Annotated in this window: 17 protein-coding genes and 3 tRNA genes; 3 read left to right on the forward strand and 17 right to left on the reverse strand. The window is 68.3% G+C overall.

Annotated elements, in window-relative coordinates; translation table 11 throughout:
• Positions 1-114 precede the first annotated feature (114 nt).
• The 9 genes from rpoB to AB0L71_RS04155 all read right to left on the reverse strand — a co-directional run bounded on the left by rpoB (position 115) and on the right by AB0L71_RS04155 (position 9,426).
• Complete coding sequence (rpoB, locus tag AB0L71_RS04115; protein WP_365237547.1) at positions 115-3,600, reverse strand: DNA-directed RNA polymerase subunit beta; 3,486 nt, start codon at positions 3,598-3,600, stop codon at positions 115-117.
• A 597-nt stretch (positions 3,601-4,197) separates the two neighbouring features.
• On the reverse strand, positions 4,198-4,581 hold the full coding sequence (gene rplL, locus AB0L71_RS04120) for a 50S ribosomal protein L7/L12 (RefSeq protein ID WP_358856897.1): 384 nt from the start codon (positions 4,579-4,581) through the stop codon (positions 4,198-4,200).
• A gap of 111 nt (positions 4,582-4,692) precedes the next feature.
• A complete protein-coding gene (rplJ, locus tag AB0L71_RS04125; protein ID WP_365237550.1) occupies positions 4,693-5,223 on the reverse strand; it encodes a 50S ribosomal protein L10 in 531 nt (176 codons plus the stop codon).
• 307 nt (positions 5,224-5,530) lie between these two features.
• Positions 5,531-6,430, reverse strand: coding sequence for a hypothetical protein (locus AB0L71_RS04130; protein ID WP_365237552.1), 900 nt, complete (start codon positions 6,428-6,430; stop codon positions 5,531-5,533).
• A gap of 164 nt (positions 6,431-6,594) precedes the next feature.
• Positions 6,595-7,317, reverse strand: coding sequence for a 50S ribosomal protein L1 (gene rplA / locus AB0L71_RS04135; protein ID WP_365237555.1), 723 nt, complete (start codon positions 7,315-7,317; stop codon positions 6,595-6,597).
• An 81-nt stretch (positions 7,318-7,398) separates the two neighbouring features.
• Positions 7,399-7,833, reverse strand: coding sequence for a 50S ribosomal protein L11 (rplK, locus tag AB0L71_RS04140; protein WP_006126872.1), 435 nt, complete (start codon positions 7,831-7,833; stop codon positions 7,399-7,401).
• A gap of 177 nt (positions 7,834-8,010) precedes the next feature.
• Positions 8,011-8,886: a transcription termination/antitermination protein NusG gene (gene nusG / locus AB0L71_RS04145; protein WP_365237557.1), complete on the reverse strand. Its 876-nt coding sequence runs from the start codon at positions 8,884-8,886 to the stop codon at positions 8,011-8,013.
• Positions 8,887-8,959: 73 nt separating this feature from the next.
• Complete coding sequence (secE, locus tag AB0L71_RS04150; RefSeq protein ID WP_365237560.1) at positions 8,960-9,247, reverse strand: preprotein translocase subunit SecE; 288 nt, start codon at positions 9,245-9,247, stop codon at positions 8,960-8,962.
• A gap of 106 nt (positions 9,248-9,353) precedes the next feature.
• Positions 9,354-9,426 (reverse strand) — tRNA-Trp (locus AB0L71_RS04155).
• Between the two features lie 225 nt (positions 9,427-9,651).
• Here AB0L71_RS04155 and AB0L71_RS04160 point away from each other — a divergent pair.
• Together AB0L71_RS04160 and AB0L71_RS04165 are read left to right on the forward strand one after the other, a co-directional pair.
• A complete protein-coding gene (locus tag AB0L71_RS04160; protein ID WP_365237562.1) occupies positions 9,652-10,878 on the forward strand; it encodes a pyridoxal phosphate-dependent aminotransferase in 1,227 nt (408 codons plus the stop codon).
• 134 nt (positions 10,879-11,012) lie between these two features.
• On the forward strand, positions 11,013-12,053 hold the full coding sequence (locus AB0L71_RS04165) for an adenosine deaminase (RefSeq protein WP_365237565.1): 1,041 nt from the start codon (positions 11,013-11,015) through the stop codon (positions 12,051-12,053).
• Positions 12,054-12,082: 29 nt separating this feature from the next.
• Here AB0L71_RS04165 and AB0L71_RS04170 read toward each other — a convergent pair whose 3' ends face one another.
• The 8 genes from AB0L71_RS04170 to AB0L71_RS04205 form a co-directional block, all read right to left on the reverse strand.
• The gene (locus AB0L71_RS04170) at positions 12,083-13,138 is read right to left on the reverse strand and encodes a UDP-N-acetylmuramate dehydrogenase (protein WP_365237567.1); all 1,056 of its coding nucleotides are present in this window, start codon (positions 13,136-13,138) and stop codon (positions 12,083-12,085) included.
• A 73-nt stretch (positions 13,139-13,211) separates the two neighbouring features.
• Positions 13,212-14,639, reverse strand: a complete 1,428-nt coding sequence (locus tag AB0L71_RS04175; protein WP_365237570.1) for a DHA2 family efflux MFS transporter permease subunit — start codon at positions 14,637-14,639, stop codon at positions 13,212-13,214.
• Positions 14,640-14,714: 75 nt separating this feature from the next.
• Positions 14,715-15,263 carry a helix-turn-helix domain-containing protein gene (locus AB0L71_RS04180; RefSeq protein WP_365238340.1) on the reverse strand — a complete coding sequence of 183 codons (549 nt, stop codon included), beginning with the start codon at positions 15,261-15,263 and terminating at the stop codon, positions 14,715-14,717.
• Positions 15,264-15,381: 118 nt separating this feature from the next.
• Positions 15,382-15,810, reverse strand: a complete 429-nt coding sequence (locus AB0L71_RS04185) for a MaoC family dehydratase (RefSeq protein WP_365237573.1) — start codon at positions 15,808-15,810, stop codon at positions 15,382-15,384.
• Positions 15,810-16,262, reverse strand: a complete 453-nt coding sequence (locus AB0L71_RS04190; RefSeq protein WP_365237576.1) for a MaoC family dehydratase N-terminal domain-containing protein — start codon at positions 16,260-16,262, stop codon at positions 15,810-15,812. The genes AB0L71_RS04185 and AB0L71_RS04190 overlap by 1 nt, the downstream gene beginning before the upstream one ends.
• 102 nt (positions 16,263-16,364) lie before the next feature.
• Positions 16,365-16,529: a 50S ribosomal protein L33 gene (rpmG, locus tag AB0L71_RS04195; protein ID WP_003956487.1), complete on the reverse strand. Its 165-nt coding sequence runs from the start codon at positions 16,527-16,529 to the stop codon at positions 16,365-16,367.
• An 89-nt stretch (positions 16,530-16,618) separates the two neighbouring features.
• Positions 16,619-16,691, reverse strand: a tRNA-Met gene (locus AB0L71_RS04200).
• 44 nt (positions 16,692-16,735) lie between these two features.
• Positions 16,736-16,808, reverse strand: a tRNA-Thr gene (locus AB0L71_RS04205).
• 302 nt (positions 16,809-17,110) lie between these two features.
• Here AB0L71_RS04205 and AB0L71_RS04210 point away from each other — a divergent pair.
• Positions 17,111-18,394: an amidohydrolase family protein gene (locus AB0L71_RS04210; RefSeq protein ID WP_365237578.1), complete on the forward strand. Its 1,284-nt coding sequence runs from the start codon at positions 17,111-17,113 to the stop codon at positions 18,392-18,394.
• Positions 18,395-18,415: the final 21 nt, after the last annotated feature.

The following is an 18,415-nucleotide window of genomic DNA, read 5'->3' on the forward strand; positions in this document are numbered from 1 at the left end:
TCTTTCGGGGGTTCGAGCCCCCTCGCTCACGCGAGAAATCGGGGCACTTCAGCAATGGTCTGAACGGGTCCGGGGAGAGCCGGCCGGATCACGGGGATCCGGCCGGCCAACCCGTCAGACCTCTTCGACGCTGCTCGGCTCGCGCCGGGACAGGTCGATACCGAGCTCCTCCGCCGCGCGGAAGACGTCCTCGTCCGTGTCGCGCATCTCGATGGACATGCCGTCCGAGGACAGCACCTCCACATTGAGGCAGAGCGACTGCATTTCCTTGATGAGCACCTTGAAGGACTCGGGAATGCCGGGCTCGGGGATGTTCTCGCCCTTGACGATCGCCTCGTAGACCTTCACGCGGCCGGTGACGTCGTCGGACTTGATCGTCAGGAGTTCCTGGAGGGCGTATGCGGCGCCGTAAGCCTCAAGGGCCCACACCTCCATCTCACCGAATCGCTGCCCACCGAACTGCGCCTTACCACCCAGCGGCTGCTGCGTGATCATGGAGTACGGGCCGGTCGAACGCGCGTGGAGCTTGTCGTCGACCAGGTGGTGCAGCTTGAGGATGTACATGTACCCGACCGAGACCGGGTCCGGGAACGGCTCGCCGGAGCGGCCGTCGAATAGCTGGGCCTTGCCGGAGGGCTGCACCATGCGGTTGCCGTCGCGGTTCGGGATCGTGGCCCGGAAGAGGCCGGAGATCTCGTCCTCGCGCGCACCGTCGAAGACGGGGGTGGCGACGTTGGTGCCGGGGGCGACCTGGTCGGCGCCGATGGCCTGCAGGCGCTTGGCCCACTCGTCACCGAGGCCGGAGACGTCCCAGCCGCGGCTGGCGAGCCAGCCGAGGTGGATCTCCAGGACCTGTCCCGGGTTCATTCGGGACGGGACACCCAGCGGGTTGAGGATGATGTCGACCGGGGTGCCGTCCTCCAGGAACGGCATGTCCTCGATCGGAAGGATCTTCGAGATGACGCCCTTGTTGCCGTGACGGCCGGCGAGCTTGTCACCGTCGGTGATCTTGCGCTTCTGCGCGACGTAGACGCGGACCAGCTGGTTCACGCCCGGCGGCAGCTCGTCGCCCTCTTCGCGGTCGAAGACGCGGACGCCGATGACCTTGCCGATCTCACCGTGCGGCACCTTCAGCGAGGTGTCGCGCACCTCGCGCGCCTTCTCACCGAAGATCGCGCGGAGCAGGCGCTCCTCGGGGGTCAGCTCGGTCTCACCCTTGGGCGTGACCTTGCCGACGAGGATGTCACCGGCGACGACCTCGGCACCGATACGGATGATGCCGCGCTCGTCGAGGTCGGCGAGGACCTCCTCGGAGACGTTCGGGATGTCCCGGGTGATCTCCTCGGGGCCGAGCTTGGTGTCACGGGCGTCGACCTCGTGCTCCTCGATGTGGATCGAGGAGAGGACGTCGTCCTGCACGAGGCGCTGCGACAGGATGATCGCGTCCTCGTAGTTGTGACCCTCCCACGGCATGAACGCCACGAGCAGGTTCTTACCGAGGGCCATCTCACCGTTCTCGGTGGCCGGACCGTCGGCGAGCACCTGGTCGGCCACGACCCGGTCGCCCTCGGAGACGACGACCTTCTGGTTGACCGAGGTGCCCTGGTTGGAGCGCATGAACTTGGCGATGCGGTACGTGGTGTACGTGCCGTCGTCGTTGGTCACGGTGATGTAGTCCGCGGAGACCTCCTGGACCACACCGTCCTTCTCGGCCTTCAGCACGTCACCGGCGTCGGTGGCGCAGCGGTACTCCATGCCGGTACCGACGAGCGGGGCCTCGGACTTGATCAGCGGCACCGCCTGGCGCATCATGTTCGCGCCCATGAGGGCACGGTTGGCGTCGTCGTGCTCCAGGAAGGGGATCATCGCGGTGGCGACGGACACCATCTGGCGCGGCGAGACGTCCATGTAGTCGACCTCGGCCGGCGGCACGTAGTCGACCTCGCCGCCACGGCGGCGGACCAGGACGCGCGGCTCGGTGAAGCGCAGCTCCTCGGAGAGGGTCGCGTTCGCCTGGGCGATGACGAACCTGTCCTCCTCGTCGGCGGTGACGTAGTCGACCTCGTCGGTGACCTGGCCGTCGACGACCTTGCGGTACGGCGTCTCGATGAAACCGAACGCGTTGATCCGGCCGTACGAGGCGAGCGAACCGATCAGACCGATGTTCGGGCCTTCCGGCGTCTCGATCGGGCACATGCGGCCGTAGTGCGACGGGTGAACGTCACGGACCTCGAAGCCGGCCCGCTCACGGGAGAGACCACCCGGGCCGAGGGCGTTGAGACGACGCTTGTGCGTCAGACCCGACAGCGGGTTGTTCTGGTCCATGAACTGGGACAGCTGGCTGGTGCCGAAGAACTCCTTGATGGAGGCGACGACCGGCCGGATGTTGATCAGGGTCTGCGGCGTGATCGCCTCGACGTCCTGGGTGGTCATGCGCTCGCGCACGACGCGCTCCATACGGGCGAGACCCGTACGGACCTGGTTCTGGATCAGCTCACCGACGTTACGGATACGGCGGTTGCCGAAGTGGTCGATGTCGTCGGTCTCGACCATGATCGAGCGACCGGACTCGCCGACCGTCTCGGTCTCACCGGCGTGCAGCTTCACCAGGTACTTAATGGTGGCGATGATGTCGTCGGTGGTGAGCACGCCGGCGTCCAGCGGCTCGTTGGCACCGAGCTTCTTGTTCACCTTGTAGCGGCCGACCTTCGCGAGGTCGTAGCGCTTCGGGTTGAAGTAGAGGTTCTCCAGCAGCGTCTGCGCGGCCTCGCGCGTGGGCGGCTCGCCCGGACGCAGCTTGCGGTAGATGTCGAGCAGCGCGTCGTCCTGGCCCTGGGTGTGGTCCTTCTCCAGGGTGGCGCGCATGGACTCGTACTCGCCGAACTCCTGCAGGATCTGCTCGGTGGTCCAGCCGAGCGCCTTCAGGAGAACGGTGACGGACTGCTTGCGCTTGCGGTCGACGCGGACGCCGACCATGTCGCGCTTGTCGATCTCCATCTCCAGCCAGGCACCCCGGGACGGGATGATCTTGGCGGAGTAGATGTCCTTGTCGGACGTCTTGTCGATGGAGGAGTCGAAGTAGACACCGGGCGAACGGACCAGCTGCGACACCACGACACGCTCGGTGCCGTTGATGACGAAGGTGCCCTTGTTCGTCATGAGCGGGAAGTCGCCCATGAAGACCGTCTGAGACTTGATCTCACCGGTCTCGTTGTTGGTGAACTCAGCCGTGACGAAGAGCGGGGCGGCGTACGTGAAGTCGCGCTCCTTGCACTCGTCGATCGAGTTCTTCGGGGGTTCGAAGCGGTGGTCGCGGAACGTGAGCGACATCGACCCGGAGAAGTCCTCGATCGGTGAAATCTCCTCGAAGATTTCCTCCAGTCCGGACTTGGTGGGGACGTCTTGTCCACTGTCAAGAGCAGCCTCGACGCGAGCCTTCCAGGCGGCATTGCCGAGGAGCCAGTCAAAGCTCTCGGTCTGCAGCGCGAGGAGGTTCGGAACCTCGAGGGGCTCCTTGATCTTTGCAAAGGAGATGCGCAGCGGGGCGGTGCTGGCACCGTTGTTCGTATTCGCGGTCGAGGCGTTGCGCGAGGCGGCCAAGAGGGGGTCCTTCCGAGGGCTCGGACTCACTACGCGCGTACCGGTCCCAAGTTGTACATGGAGACAGAAATCCCAGGTCAGAGATGTTCGGTCATCGATGCTCAAGCGTGGGCATGCCCCTGGTGACGGGCAGGAGGCAGCTAACAGGCAGCGCAAAGGGTCAGTGTAGCCAAACGGCACACTGATGTCCAGTCGGGGTTCTCAGAGACCCACGTTGCTCGCAACAGCTGTTCTCAACACCTACGTCTAGCTCCTGCGCGGATGCGCTCTTCTTTACTGCCCTCTTCGCACGCGATCCATGCCTCGGTTTCGGATCGATGTGGCAACGCGTCCTGAGAATTGCGCGCCGCGTGCGGTTCGTCAAGGCCCCCCTGCCAGGACGGCTCCCCCTCGGCCCTCACTCCGACCGTCTCCGGGCGCCGGCACCGGCCCCGAGAGGCAACGGCGATGATCACCATACTCGTCACCATCGGAAGAGCAAGGCAGCCGACGCAGGAACGCCGAAGGGCGACCACCCGGATGGGTGATCGCCCTTCGTGTTTTGACGTCCGTACCGACCGGCACGGGCCGTCAGAAGGAGTCAGCAGACTCCCTGAGTCACTTGACCTCGACGGAAGCGCCGGCGGCCTTGAGGGACTCGGCAGCCTTCTCGGCGGCCTCCTTGGCGACCTTCTCGAGGACCGGCTTCGGGGTGCCGTCGACGAGGTCCTTGGCCTCCTTCAGACCCAGCGAGGTCAGCTCACGCACGACCTTGATGACCTGGATCTTCTTCTCGCCGGCGCCGGTGAGGATGACGTCGAACTCGTCCTTCTCCTCGACGGCCTCGGCGGCGGCACCGGGGGCACCCGGGGCGGCAACGGCGACCGCGGCGGCGGCGGTGACGTCGAACTTCTCCTCGAAGGCCTTCACGAACTCGGAGAGCTCGATGAGGGTCATCTCTTCGAACTGCGCGAGCAGGTCGTCCTGGGACAGCTTCGCCATGATGGCGTCCTTCCACTAATTCGGCTGGTGCCGGATGTACATGAAGGCGGGCGTACGTTCGGCCCGCTGCGACCGTCGCCCTGATGGGCGGCGATCAATGCGCGAGCCGAATTACTCGGCACCGCCCTGCTCGGCCTGCTTGGCACGAAGCGCCTCCGCGGTGCGGACGAACTTCGACGGGAGCGCCTGGAAGACCTGAGCAGCCTGAGTCTGCTTGCCCTTCATGGCGCCCGCCAGCTTGGCGAGCAGAACCTCGCGGGACTCGAGGTCCGCAAGCTTCTTGATCTCATCGGCGGACAGCGCCTTGCCATCAAGGACACCGCCCTTGATGATGAGGTTCGGGTTGTCCTTGGCGAAGTCACGAAGACCCTTCGCCGACTCCACCGGGTCACCGGTGACGAAGGCAACCGCCGTCGGACCTGCGAACAGGTCGTCCAGCGCGTCGATCCCGGCCTCGTTGGCCGCAATCTTGGTCAGCGTGTTCTTCACCACGGCGTACTGGGCGTTCTCACCGAGCGAACGGCGCAGCTGCTTGAGCTGGGCCACGGTGAGACCCCGGTACTCGGTCAGCACGGCGGCGTTCGAGCTGCGGAACTGGTCCGCGAGCTCGGCTACCGCGGCAGCCTTGTCGGGCCTTGCCATGAGCGTCGGCCTCCTTCCGGGTGATGAGGACCGCTCAGAAGGGGCCGGGAAAGACGAACGCCCCGGCGCAGGCGCCAGGGCGTAGCTCAACCGAACAGAGTCCGGGAGCTTTCCACAGTCACCTGCGCAGGTCGCCCGCACTCGACGGATCCTTCGGTTGCTGCTCCCTCTTGCGAAGGCACAACAACGACCAGCGGTCTTTGGCTTCTGTAGGAGAGTACGCGACCGGAGTCGCGCTGGGCAAATCCGCCCTTCTTCGAGGGGTGCGGGAGGTTTCGAACCCCCCGGGACCGGGCATCGCGCGGTCTCAGCCCACGTCCGCGCCGGCCTCCTGCTGCTGCTTCACGAGGTCGGCGAAGTCGACCGTGTCACCGGCCGGCGGCTTCTCGACCGAGACCTGGGTGCCGTAGTCGCTGTAGTACACCGTCGAGCTCAGCTCGCCGGTCGTCATCCGGCCGCGCTCGGTCTTCTTGACCAGCAGGTCGTTCTCGTCGACCCAGATGTCGATCGTCTCGGTGGTGATCCCCGCGTCGCCCAGTTGCTTCTTCAGCTGCGTCACCTGGTCGGCGTCGAGCGCGGAGTTCTTCGCGGTGAGCTCGGCGACGTCGACGGTGCCGGAGTAGTGGGTCGTGGAGACCCCGCGCACCTCCTCCTGGCCGACCTTCTTCACGTCGCCGGAGGCGAGCAGGGACTTCACGCCCTGTTCGGGGGTGGTGTTCTGCATCTGCTGCTTCACTGCCTCGCCGGAAGCGCCCGCCAGCTCGGCGAGGTCGGCGTAGCCGTAGCTGATCCAGTGCTTGCCGCCGGCCTGCTTGGCGAAGACATCGCCCATGTTGACGATGTAGCCGTCCTTGAAGTAGCGGGCCTGCATCGTGGAGCTGCCACCGTTCTGCGTCATGGCCTCCGCCATGCTGCCGCCGGTGTAGGTGATCTCCATGGTGCCGGTGAGACCGTCGGACCAGTCGACGGTGCCGCTCTGCTTCATGGACATGGTGGTGCCCATCCGGATGGTGCCCTCGATCTTGGCCGAGCTCGCGCCATCGGTCTTCTTCTGGACGGTGCGCAGCGCGGCGATCGGGTCGGCCTTCACCACGACACCGCGGTGGCCCTCGCCCTTGACGTCCGTCCCCCCGCAGGCCGCGACCGACGTCAGCGCGGCCGCCACCGCCATCGTCAGACCCGCGCGTCGTGCGGTCATGGTCCTCATATCGGCTCCCACCCCTCGTTCGACTGTCGAAGGCTCACGCTAACGCACAGCTCCGACACAGCTTCCGGTTTCCTGTGGGGAAACGAGGACGGGCCCCGCACCTCGAAAGGTTGCGGGGCCCGTCCCTGTCACACGTGACACGGCCTGCTGCCGAGCGCGGGGGCTCAGACGGCGGCCGGGTCCTCCTCGACGAGGAGGTTACGGGTGCGGTTGGCGTCCAGCGGGATGCCGGGGCCCATCGTGGTGGCCAGCGCGGCCTTCTTGATGTAGCGGCCCTTGGCGGCGGACGGCTTCAGACGGAGGACTTCCTCCAGCGCCGCGGCGTAGTTCTCGACCAGCTTCGTCTCGTCGAAGGAGACCTTGCCGATGATGAAGTGCAGGTTCGAGTGCTTGTCGACGCGGAACTCGATCTTGCCGCCCTTGATGTCGGTGACAGCCTTCGCGACGTCGGGGGTGACGGTGCCGGTCTTCGGGTTCGGCATCAGACCACGCGGACCGAGCACCCGGCCGAGGCGGCCGACCTTGCCCATGAGGTCCGGGGTGGCGACGACGGCGTCGAAGTCCAGACGGCCCTTCGCGACCTCGTCGATGAGCTCGTCGGCGCCGACGATGTCGGCGCCCGCGGCTTCCGCGGCCGCAGCACGGTCACCGGTCGCGAAGACCAGGACCCGGGCGGTCTTGCCGGTGCCGTGCGGGAGGTTCACGGTGCCACGGACCATCTGGTCGGCCTTGCGCGGGTCGACGCCCAGACGGAAGGCGACCTCGACAGTGCCGTCGAACTTGGTGGTCGCGGTCTCCTTGGCGAGACGGACGGCCTCGAGCGGGGCGTAGAGGCGCTCCCGGTCGATCTTGGCGTCCGCAGCGCGGAGGTTCTTGCTGCGCTTCACTTCTGCTCCTGTGGTTTCAGGGTGTGGAGTCGTGGTGCGGGCCAGCGCTTGGCCCTACCACTGGGGGTGTGAGGGGCTGAATCAGCCTTCGACCGTGATGCCCATGGAACGGGCGGTGCCAGCGATGATCTTCGACGCGGCGTCGAGGTCGTTGGCGTTCAGGTCGGGGAGCTTCGTCGTGGCGATCTCGCGGACCTGGGCGGCCGTCAGCTTGGCGACCTTGGTCTTGTGCGGCTCGCCGGAGCCCTTCTCCACGCCCGCGGCCTTGAGGATCAGCTTCGCGGCCGGCGGAGTCTTGGTGACGAAGGTGAAGGAACGGTCCTCGTAGACCGTGATCTCCACCGGCACGACCATGCCACGCTGCGACTCGGTCGCGGCGTTGTAGGCCTTGCAGAACTCCATGATGTTGACGCCGTGCTGGCCGAGCGCGGGGCCGACCGGCGGGGCCGGGTTGGCCGCACCGGCGTTGATCTGGAGCTTGATAAGCCCCGTGACCTTCTTCTTCTTGGGAGGCATTGCTCTCTCCGGGTCCTAGTGAGAGTTTTTTCGCCGCCTTCCGGTCATCCGGATGGAGGCATACCGCACAACGATAACGGGTATCGTCACGCGTCCAAAAACCGAGCAGGTCAGACCGGCTGCGGAGCCGGTCTGACCTGCTGGGTAGGCATGCGTCCAGAAACTGGCGGAAAGTCGTCAGTTCTTCTGGATCTGGTCGAAGCTGAGCTCGACCGGGGTCTCGCGGCCGAAGATCTCCACGAGACCCTTGACCTTCTTCGAATCGGCGTTGATCTCGTTGATCGTCGCCTGCAGCGTCGCGAACGGGCCGTCGGTGACGGTGACCGAGTCGCCGACCTCGAAGTCGAGCACCTGCACCTCGACCTTACGGGCCGGAACCGGCTTGCCCTCGGCCTCGGCGGCCTCGCGGGCGGCCTTCTCCTCGGCCTCCGGGGCGAGCATCTTGACGATCTCGTCCAGGGTCAGCGGGTACGGGTCGTAGGCGTTGCCCACGAAGCCGGTGACACCGGGAGTGTTGCGGACGACGCCCCAGGACTCGTTCGTCAGGTCCATGCGCACCAGGACATAGCCCGGGAGCTTGTTCTGGCGGACGTTCTTGCGCTCGCCGTTCTTGATCTGGACGATCTCTTCCTCGGGCACCTCGGCCTGGTAGATGAAGTCCTCGACATTGAGCGAGACGGCGCGCTGCTCCAGGTTGGCCTTCACGCGCTTCTCGTAACCGGCATACGTGTGGATGACATACCACTCGCCGGGAAGGCCGCGCAGCTCCTCACGCAGGGCTGCGACGGCGTCGACGGGGGCGGCCGGCTCGGCCTCTTCCCCGGCCTCTGCGGCCTCGTCGCCCTCGGACCCGGCGTCGGCCTCGGCGGCCTCGTCGATGTCCTCGGTGTGCAGGGCGGCCTGCTCGGCGGGCTCACCCGCGGCGGCGTCGGCAGCTTCGGCCTGGTCCGGCTCCTCGGCGTCCGCTCCCTCGACGATCTCGAGCTCGTCCTCGGCGGACTCGAAGGCGCCCGCCGTCGGCTCGACGGCGTCGTTCAGGTTCGGGTCAGACACGGTGGCTGCTTCTTCCTGGATACAAATGGGTGGAACATGCGAAAGGGGCGCCCATGAGGCGCCCTCCGCGGGATCAGCCGAAGACGTACTTGACGACCCGCTGGAAACCGAAGTCAACCACGGTCACCAGACCAATCATGACGACGACGAACACAATCACCACGGAGGTGTATGTCGTCAGCTGTTGGCGAGTCGGCCAGACAACCTTGCGCAGCTCGGCGACAATCTGGCGGTAGAACAGCGCGAGACGACCCAGCGGGCCCTTCTTTCCGCGCTTTCCGCCCTTCCGAGTCTTCTTCTTCGACTCGGGCGCTTCATCCTCGGCATCAGGCATGTCGATGGAGCCCACGGCGTCCGTCACGCTACTCACCTGATTCCGGGTCATGGCCGTGCCGCGCCCGGTGGAGCCGCACGGCGGTGCATTGAAGTACGTACATGCGCACACGTCCTGGCGAAGGAGTGTGTAGCAGGGCCGGAGGGACTTGAACCCCCAACCGCTGGTTTTGGAGACCAGTGCTCTACCAATTGAGCTACGACCCTTTGTGGTTTCCACCAACCTACCGCATCTTCCCCGATGGTCGGGGCGCAGGAACGGTGCGGCTGGTGAAGGCCAACGACAGGTGAGTGTACGTGTTCCTCGGCCCGGCGTCGAACAGATAGCTTCCGATCACTCCCGGTCGCCTCTTGTCCGCATGCTGTCCGTGTCCTGTCCGGTCCCTGAAACCCGTGTGCCGACCGGGAACGCGGTCTGGGACCATGGGGGCCATGAGCGCTGCAACTTCTCCCTCCGAGCGCCGGGTCTCCGCCCGCATCGGGGCGATCTCCGAGTCCGCCACCCTCGCCGTCGACGCCAAGGCCAAGGCCCTCAAGGCGGCCGGCCGGCCGGTCATCGGCTTCGGCGCCGGTGAGCCCGACTTCCCGACGCCCGGCTACATCGTCGAGGCGGCGGTCGAGGCCTGCCGCAATCCGAAGTACCACCGCTACACCCCGGCGGGTGGCCTCCCCGAGCTCAAGGCCGCCATCGCGGAGAAGACGCTGCGCGACTCCGGCTACGAGGTCGACCCCGCCCAGATCCTGGTCACCAATGGCGGCAAGCAGGCCATCTACGAGGCCTTCGCCGCCATCCTCGACCCGGGCGACGAGGTCATCGTCCCGGCGCCGTACTGGACCACCTACCCCGAGTCGATCCGGCTGGCCGGCGGTGTCCCGGTGGAGGTCGTGGCCGACGAGACCACCGGTTACCGGGTCTCCGTCGAGCAGCTGGAGGCGGCCCGCACGGAGCGCACGAAGGTCGTCCTGTTCGTCTCCCCGTCGAACCCGACCGGCGCCGTGTACAGCGAGGCCGAGGCCGAGGCGATCGGCCGCTGGGCCGTGGAGCACGGCCTGTGGGTGCTGACCGACGAGATCTACGAGCACCTGGTCTACGGCGACGCGAAGTTCACCTCGCTGCCCGCGATCCTGCCCGAGCTGCGGGACAAGTGCATCGTGGTCAACGGTGTCGCGAAGACGTACGCGATGACCGGCTGGCGGGTGGGCTGGATCATCGGCCCGAAGGACGTCGTCAAGGCCGCGACCAACCTGCAGTCGCACGCCACGTCCAACGTCTCCAACGTCGCCCAGGTCGCCGCGCTGGCCGCCGTCTCCGGGAACCTGGACGCGGTCGCCGAGATGCGCACCGCCTTCGACCGCCGCCGGCGGACCATCGTCCGGATGCTCAACGAGATCGACGGCGTGTTCTGCCCGGAGCCCGAAGGTGCGTTCTACGCATACCCCTCGGTGAAGGCGCTGCTCGGCAAGGAGATCCGCGGCAAGCGCCCGGCCACCTCGGTCGAGCTGGCGGCGCTCATCCTGGACGAGGCCGAGGTCGCGGTCGTACCGGGCGAGGCCTTCGGTACGCCGGGCTACCTGCGGCTCTCCTACGCCCTGGGCGATGACGACCTCGTCGAGGGCGTCTCGCGGATCCAGAAGCTGCTGGCCGAGGCCAAGGCCTAGCCGGTTCGGCGACCGGCGCGTCCCGAACCCAGCGAGCGACCCCCGGCTCCAGCCGGGGGTCGCTCGCGCGTTCGAGGACAACTCGATGGGGAAATCAACTACCGTCGGCCCCGTGCGTGCGGCAGGATCTTGGAATGGAGCGTGATGTACGGCTGTTGCCCAAGGCCCACCTGCACTTGCATTTCACCGGGTCGATGCGGCCCACGACCCTGCTGGAACTCGCCGACAAGTACGGCGTGCACCTGCCGGAGGCCCTGACCGGCGGCGAGCCGCCCAAGCTACGGGCCACGGACGAACGCGGATGGTTCCGCTTCCAGCGGCTCTACGACATCGCCCGCTCCTGTCTGAGGGCCCCCGAGGACATCCAGCGGCTGGTCCGCGAGACGGCCCAGGAGGACGTCGCCGACGGCTCCGGCTGGCTGGAGATCCAGGTTGATCCCACCTCGTACGCCCCGCTGCTCGGCGGCTTGATCCCGGCCATCGAGATCATCCTGGACGCGGTGGACAGCGCGTCGCGCGAGACCGGTCTGCCGATCCGGGTGGTGATCGCGGCGAACCGGATGAAGCATCCGCTGGACGCCCGCACGCTGGCCCGGCTCGCGGTGCGGTACGCCGACCGGGGCGTCGTCGGATTCGGGCTCTCCAACGACGAGCGCCGCGGCATGGCCCGGGACTTCGACCGGGCCTTCGCCATCGCCCGTGAGGGCGGCCTGCTGGCGGCCCCGCACGGCGGTGAGCTGGCCGGCCCGTCCAGCGTGCGGGACTGTCTGGACGACCTGGACGCGGCCCGGATCGGGCACGGGGTGCGCGCCGCCGAGGACCCGCGGCTGCTGCGCAGGCTGGCGGAGCGCGGGGTGACCTGCGAGGTGTGCCCGGCGTCGAACGTGGCGCTCGGCGTCTACGAGAAGCCCGCCGACGTACCCCTGCGCGCCCTGTTCGAGGCCGGGGTGCCGATGGCGCTCGGCGCGGACGATCCGCTGCTCTTCGGCTCACGCCTGGCCGAGCAGTACGACCTCGTGCGGCATCACCACGCCTTCACGGACGCGGAGCTGGCGGAGCTGGCCAGGCAGTCGGTACGCGGCTCCGTGGCGCCGGACACGGTCCAGGACCGGCTCCTGGCGGGCATCGACGCCTGGTTGTCCGCGCCGACGGACCAGGGGGCCTCCGTGGCCTGATGCCCGGGCCGCCCGCCCTCCCCACCCCGTTACAGGCTCACACCGACCGTCACAGGTTCGTTGACGAGCGTGACGCCGAATGCCTCGTGGACCCCGGCGACGACCTCCCGGGCGAGCGCGAGGAGGTCCTCGGTGGTCGCGTCGCCGCGGTTGGTGAGCGCGAGCGTGTGCTTGGTGGAGATGCGGGCCGGACCCGTGCCGTATCCCTTGGTGAAGCCGGCCTTGTCGATCAGCCAGGCCGCGGAGGTCTTGGTGCGGCCCCCGTCCGCGGGGAAGGCGGGGGGCGTCGCGCCGGGGCCGAGCCGGTCCTTCGCGCGGGCGAGGAACGCCTCGTACTCCGCCGCCTCCAGGATCGGGTTGGTGAAGAAGGAGCCGGCCGACCAGGAGTCGTGGTCCGCCGGGTCCAACACCATGCCCTTGCCGGCGCGGAGTCCGAGCACCGTTTCGCGGGCCACCGCGACGGGCACCCGCTCGCCCTGCTCGACGCCCATGACCCGGGCCGTCTCGGGGTAATTCAGGGGGGCGGACAGACCGCCCACGTCCTCCAGTTCGAAGCGGACGCGGAGCACCACGAAACGGTCCGGCTCGGCCTTGAAACGGCTGTGCCGGTACGAGAAGGCGCACGCGGCGTTCGGGAGGGTGACCGTCTCGCGGGTGTGCCGGTCGTAGGCGACGACCTCCGTCAGGGTGGTGGCCACCTCCTGGCCGTACGCGCCGACGTTCTGGATCGGGGTGGCGCCGGCGGAGCCGGGGATTCCGGCCAGGCACTCGATACCTGCGAGACCGGCCTCGACGGCCCGGGCGACGGCGTCCGTCCAGACCTCCCCCGCGGCCAGTTCCAGCGTCGTGCCGTCCAGGGTGAAGCCCTGGGTCGCGATGCGCAGGGCGGTGCCGTCGAAGCCCTTGTCGCCGATGACCAGGTTGCTGCCACCGCCGATGACGAGGAGCGGGGTGCCGCTCTCGTCGGCCTCGCGCACGGCTTCGATCACCTCGTCGTCGGTTGTCGCCGTGCGGAGAAGGGTGGCGGGGCCGCCGAGCCGGAAAGTGGTCAGGGGGGCGAGGGGGGCGTCGTGGAGTTCCTGCACGGGGACAAGAGTACGGTCCGTGGTCCCGCCGCTCGGGCGGGGCCACGGACCGGTACGGACGGGGAACCGTGGCTCAGGCGGCGAGAACGCGATCCTCGGCCGCTTCGGGCTCCGGGGCGGCGTCGCCACGGCGGGCGGGGATCAGCAGGGCGACGAGGGCGGCCAGCGCCACCACACCGGAGCCGATCCACAACGCCGGAACAGTCCCGTCCGTGAAGGACCGCGCGGATGCGTAACCGCCCTGCGAGGAGAAGACCGTGGCGAGCACGGCGACCCCGAGGGATCCGCCGACCTCGCGCAGGGCGTTGTTGGCGCCGGAGGCGATGCCCTGCTCGGAGGGGCGGACGCTGGACATCACGAGGCTGGCAGCGGGTGCGAAGTACAGGGCCATGCCGATGCCGCCGACGATCAGACCGGGCAGCTGCGAGGCATACGAGGCATCGGGGCCGATGACCAGCGCGAAGAGGGCGAGACCGGCTGCCTGAAGGGCGAGCCCGGCCACGACCACCGGGCGGCCGCCGAAGCGGTCGGAGAGGGCCCCCGCGACGGGTGCGACCAGCATCGGCATTCCGGTCCAGGGCAGCATCCGCAGGCCGGCCTCGGTGGGCGAGTAGCCCAGTACGCCCTGGAGATACTGGCTGAGCAGGAAGATCGACCCGAACATCCCGAGGAACATCAGCAGGCTGGCCATGTTGATCCCGAAGAACGCGCGGCTGCGGAAAAGCCGCATGGGCAGCATCGGGTTCTTCGCGTGGAAGCCGTGGTGGATGAACCCGCCGACGAGCACGGCACCGGCGATCAGGGCCGTGAGGACGGTGGGGCTGGTCCAGCCGTCGGAGTTGGCGTTGACCAGGCCGTAGACGATGCCGAAGAGTCCGCCGCTGACCAGGAGCGTGCCGGGGATGTCGAGCCGCGAGTCCGGCGCGTGCGACTCCGCCAGGCGCAGTCGCGCCAGGGGGAGCAAGGCCAGACCGATCGGGACGTTCAGCCAGAAGATCCACTGCCAGGAGAGGTGCTCGGTGAGGCTGCCGCCGATCAGGGGGCCACTGGCCACGGCCAGCCCGGTGACGGCGCTGAAGATGCCGAGCGCGGCACCACGACGGGCGGGTGGCACGGCGGCCGTGAGCAGGGTGAGCGTCAGCGGCATCATGATCGCCGCGCCCACACCCTGGACGGCCCGGAAGGCGATGAGTTCGTTGATGCCGGGTGAGAGGGCGGCCGCGGCGGAGGCCCCGGTGAAGACGGTGAGCCCGGTGAGGAAGAGCCGGCGGCGGCCGAACCGGTCGCCGAGTGCGGCCCCGAGCATCAGCAGCACGGCGAAGGTCAGGGTGTAGGCGTTCACCGTCCATTCGAGCTCCGTCAGTTCGCCGCCGAGGCTTGTGCGGATGGAGGGCAGGGCGGTGGTGACGACGAGGTTGTCGAGGGCCGCCATGAATCCTGCGACGCTGGTGATGACGAGGGCCCAGACCGCTCCTAAGCGGCCTGTCGTGTGCTGGTTCACTGTTCCCCCTGGGGGTTAGTTATCCATTACTAACTTCTCTGGGCAGAAAACCGGGCAGAGCTCGGGTCGTACCGTTCAGGTGATCGGCCTGGCCGACTCATAGAACCCCGACCAGACCCGGTGACCGGCCGGGAAGCCGAGCGAGGTCAGCGTGTTGATGAGCATGCCGTACGCAAGAAACGTGGTCGTCTCATCGGCATCGGCGCCGAGCGCGAGATGGGCCTCGTCCCACATCTGCAGCCAGCCGGCGCGCGCCGACTCGCCGAACTCATGGTCCCCCGATGCCTCGGCCGCCGCGACGGCCGCATACATCTGCATCTGCAGGAGCAGCTTGTCCGGATCGTCGACGATCAGACGCTGATACGCGACAGCCATGGCATGAAGCGCTTCTTCGCCCTCAAGCCCTTCGGCCGCATCGGAGAAGACCTTCCGGGTGTCCGCGAGACAGCGCTCGGTGGCGGCGAGGAACATGGCCTGCTTGTTGGGGAAAAGACGGAACAGGTACGGCTGCGAGACGCCGACGCGCTTGGCGATCGCCTCGGTGGAGGTGGCGGCGTAACCGCCTCGGGCGAACTCGGCGATCGCCGCACGAATGACGCTCTCGCGCCGCTCTTCCGCACTCATCCTTGCCATGCCAGGAAGTTAGTACTCAATCACTAACTTCGTCAACCGGTATGTGTGCGCAGGAACGCGCAAGGGGCACCGCCCTCGGACAGTGCCCCTTGCGCCGCGCTCAACTGCTTCAGTCGAGCCGCACCACGGCGCGGGACATGCCCAGCACCTTCTTGCCCTCGCTCATGGCCGTCAGGTCCACCCGCACCTGCTTGTCGTCCAGCAGGGCCGCCACCTTGGCGCTGACCTCGATCAGGGCGCCCTGGTCGTCGTTCGGCACGACGACCGGCTTGGTGAAGCGCACGCCGTACTCGACGACCGCGCCCGGGTCGCCGACCCAGTCCGTGACCACCCGGATCGCCTCGGCCATGGTGAACATGCCGTGGGCGATGACGTCCGGCAGTCCCACCTCGCGGGCGAACTTCTCGTTCCAGTGGATCGGGTTGAAGTCCCCCGAGGCGCCCGCGTACTGCACCAGCGTCGCCCGGGTCACCGGGAAGGACTGCGCCGGCAGCTCCGTACCGACCTCGACCGACTCGTAGGCCACCTTCGCCGTCATCACGCCTCCTCGGCGGCGCGCGCCACCAGCTTCGTCCACGCGGTCACGACATGCTCACCGGTCTCGTCGTGGACCTCGCCCCGGATGTCCAGGACGTCGTTGCCCGCCAGGGACTTGATGCCCTCGATCGTCGAGGTGACCGTCAGCCGGTCCCCCGCCCGCACGGGGCGCACATAGGCGAACTTCTGGTCACCGTGCACCACCCGGCTGTAGTCCAGGCCCAGCTGCGGGTCCTGCACCACCTGCCCGGCGGCCTTGAAGGTGATCGAGAACACGAAGGTCGGCGGCGCGATCACATCGCTGTGGCCGAGCGCCTTGGCGGCCTCGGGATCGACGTACACCGGATTGGCGTCGCCCACCGCCTCGGCGAACTCGCGGATCTTCTCCCGGCCGACCTCGTACGGCGGGGTGGGTGGATAGACCCGCCCCACGAAGGACTGGTCGAGCGCCATGTGCTCGCTCCCTCCTGATGAAAGATGAAAAGGCCATAGAACAGCCCCATACAACGACACGAGGCCGCCCCCAGTGGGGACGGCCTCGTGTACGAGCCTGTTTCAGCGCGTTTCGCGGTGCGCCGTGTGCGAGTTGCAGCGCGGGCAGTGCTTCTTCATCTCAAGACGGTCCGGGTTGTTGCGCCGGTTCTTCTTGGTGATGTAGTTCCGCTCCTTGCACTCCACGCAGGCCAGCGTGATCTTCGGGCGGACGTCGGTGGCAGCCACGTGAGTGCTCCTTGGACGGACGGATGAACGGATGAACGCAAAAAAGAGTAGCCGATCGAAGGACCGACCCCGCAATCGGCTACCGTAAGTAGCGGTGACCGGACTTGAACCGGTGACACAGCGATTATGAGCCGCTTGCTCTACCGACTGAGCTACACCGCTTTGATGACGAGTCCCCCGCCGAAGCGGGGTTCCCCGATCACCAGAGCCCCAATGCGGAATCGAACCGCAGACCTTCTCCTTACCATGGAGACGCTCTACCGACTGAGCTATTGGGGCGAGCGATGAAGACATTACACGGTTGGTCGCCGATCGCCCAAATCCGTTTCGGCGCCCCGGCCTGCACTCTTGATCGAGACAGCCTCGATCCCTCCGGACGGCCGCTCTCCGGCCTGCTCACCGACCGCGCGCGACCGCACCCCGACCACCCCACGAACCGCTCCGGTCCCACCCGTACACAGCACCCGGCCCTCCTCCGGGCCACGCCGGTATGACTATTTCGCTCCTCCTCGAACCGGGCCGAACACGCCCCTAGGCTCGACTCACTCTGTGTGACCTTGCCCCCCTTTCCCAGGAGCACGATGCCCGACAGCCAGCCGCGGCAGCCGGACGGCGACGCTGCCGACGAGACCAGCGGCCCCGCCGCCGAGACCGGCGCCCTCGTACTCTGCGGCGCCCGTCTCACCGACGGCCGCATCGTGGACGTACGTCTCGGTGGCGGTCGCATCGAGGCCGTCGGTACCGCGGGCAGTCTGGCCGTGCCGGGTCCGCGCGTGGACCTGCGCGGCTATCTGCTGCTCCCCGCGCCCGCCGAACCCCACATCCACAGCGACACCGCGCTCACCGCGCACGGCGCGGGCCCCGAGGGCCCGGGGCCCGTCTCGCACCACCCGGAGGACATCCAGCGCCGCGCCGTCGAGGCCGCCCTGCTGCAGCTCGGCCACGGCGCCACCGCACTGCGCGCGCATGTGGGCATCGGGGACGTACGGGGCCTCACCTCCCTCGAAGCGGTGCTGCAGGCACGACGCTCGCTGCGCGGACTCGCCGAGCTGATTCCGGTCGCCGTACCCCGGCTCCTGACGGGCGTGGCAGGCGCGGACAACCTGGCCATGCTGCGCGACGCGGTGAAGATGGGGGTCGGCGCGGTCGGCGGCTGCCCCGACCTCGATCCGGATCCGGCGGGGTACGCCGAGGCCGTCCTGGAGATCGCCGCCGAACAGGGCTGCCCCGTCGATCTGCACACGGACGGCGACGACCCGGCCCGGCTCGGCCGGCTGGCCGCCATGGCGGGCGGGCTGCGGCCCGGTGTCTCCATCGGCCCGTGTGCCGGTCTCTCCCGGCTCCCCTCCCAGGCCGCGGCCCGCGTCGTGGACCAGATCGCCGCGGCCGGACTGACGGTGACCTGCCTCCCGCAGGGCGGCTGCTGCGGGGCGGAGGGCCGGGGCATCGCCCCCGTGCGCCTGCTGCGTGCGGCCGGGGTGCGGGTTGCGGCGGGCAGCGGTGCGCTGCGGGACGTGGTGAACCCGGTGGGGCGGGGGGACCCGCTGGAGGCCGCCTACCTGCTGGCCTCGCAGAGCGGCATGCGGGCCGACGAGGCGTACGACGCGGTCTCCTCGGTCGCGCGGAGCGCCATGGGGCTGCCCGAGGTGCGGGTCGAGGCCGGTTTCCCCGCCGAACTGCTGGCCGTACGCGGGGAGCAGCTCTCGGGCGTGCTGTCGCTCGCCTACAGCCGGGTCGTGGTGCACCGCGGCCGGGTGGTGACGCGGACGAGCGCGGTGCGCGAGTACTGCGATTCGGAGACCGTCGTCGCCCTCGGCCTGCCCCGCCAGGGCCGGCCCGAGTCCGGTCCCTGCAGCGGACCCTGAGCGCCGCGGCCCCGTGCGGCG

Origin of the sequence: Streptomyces sp. NPDC052052 (assembly GCF_040680455.1) — a bacterium.
Lineage (GTDB): Bacteria > Actinomycetota > Actinomycetes > Streptomycetales > Streptomycetaceae > Streptomyces.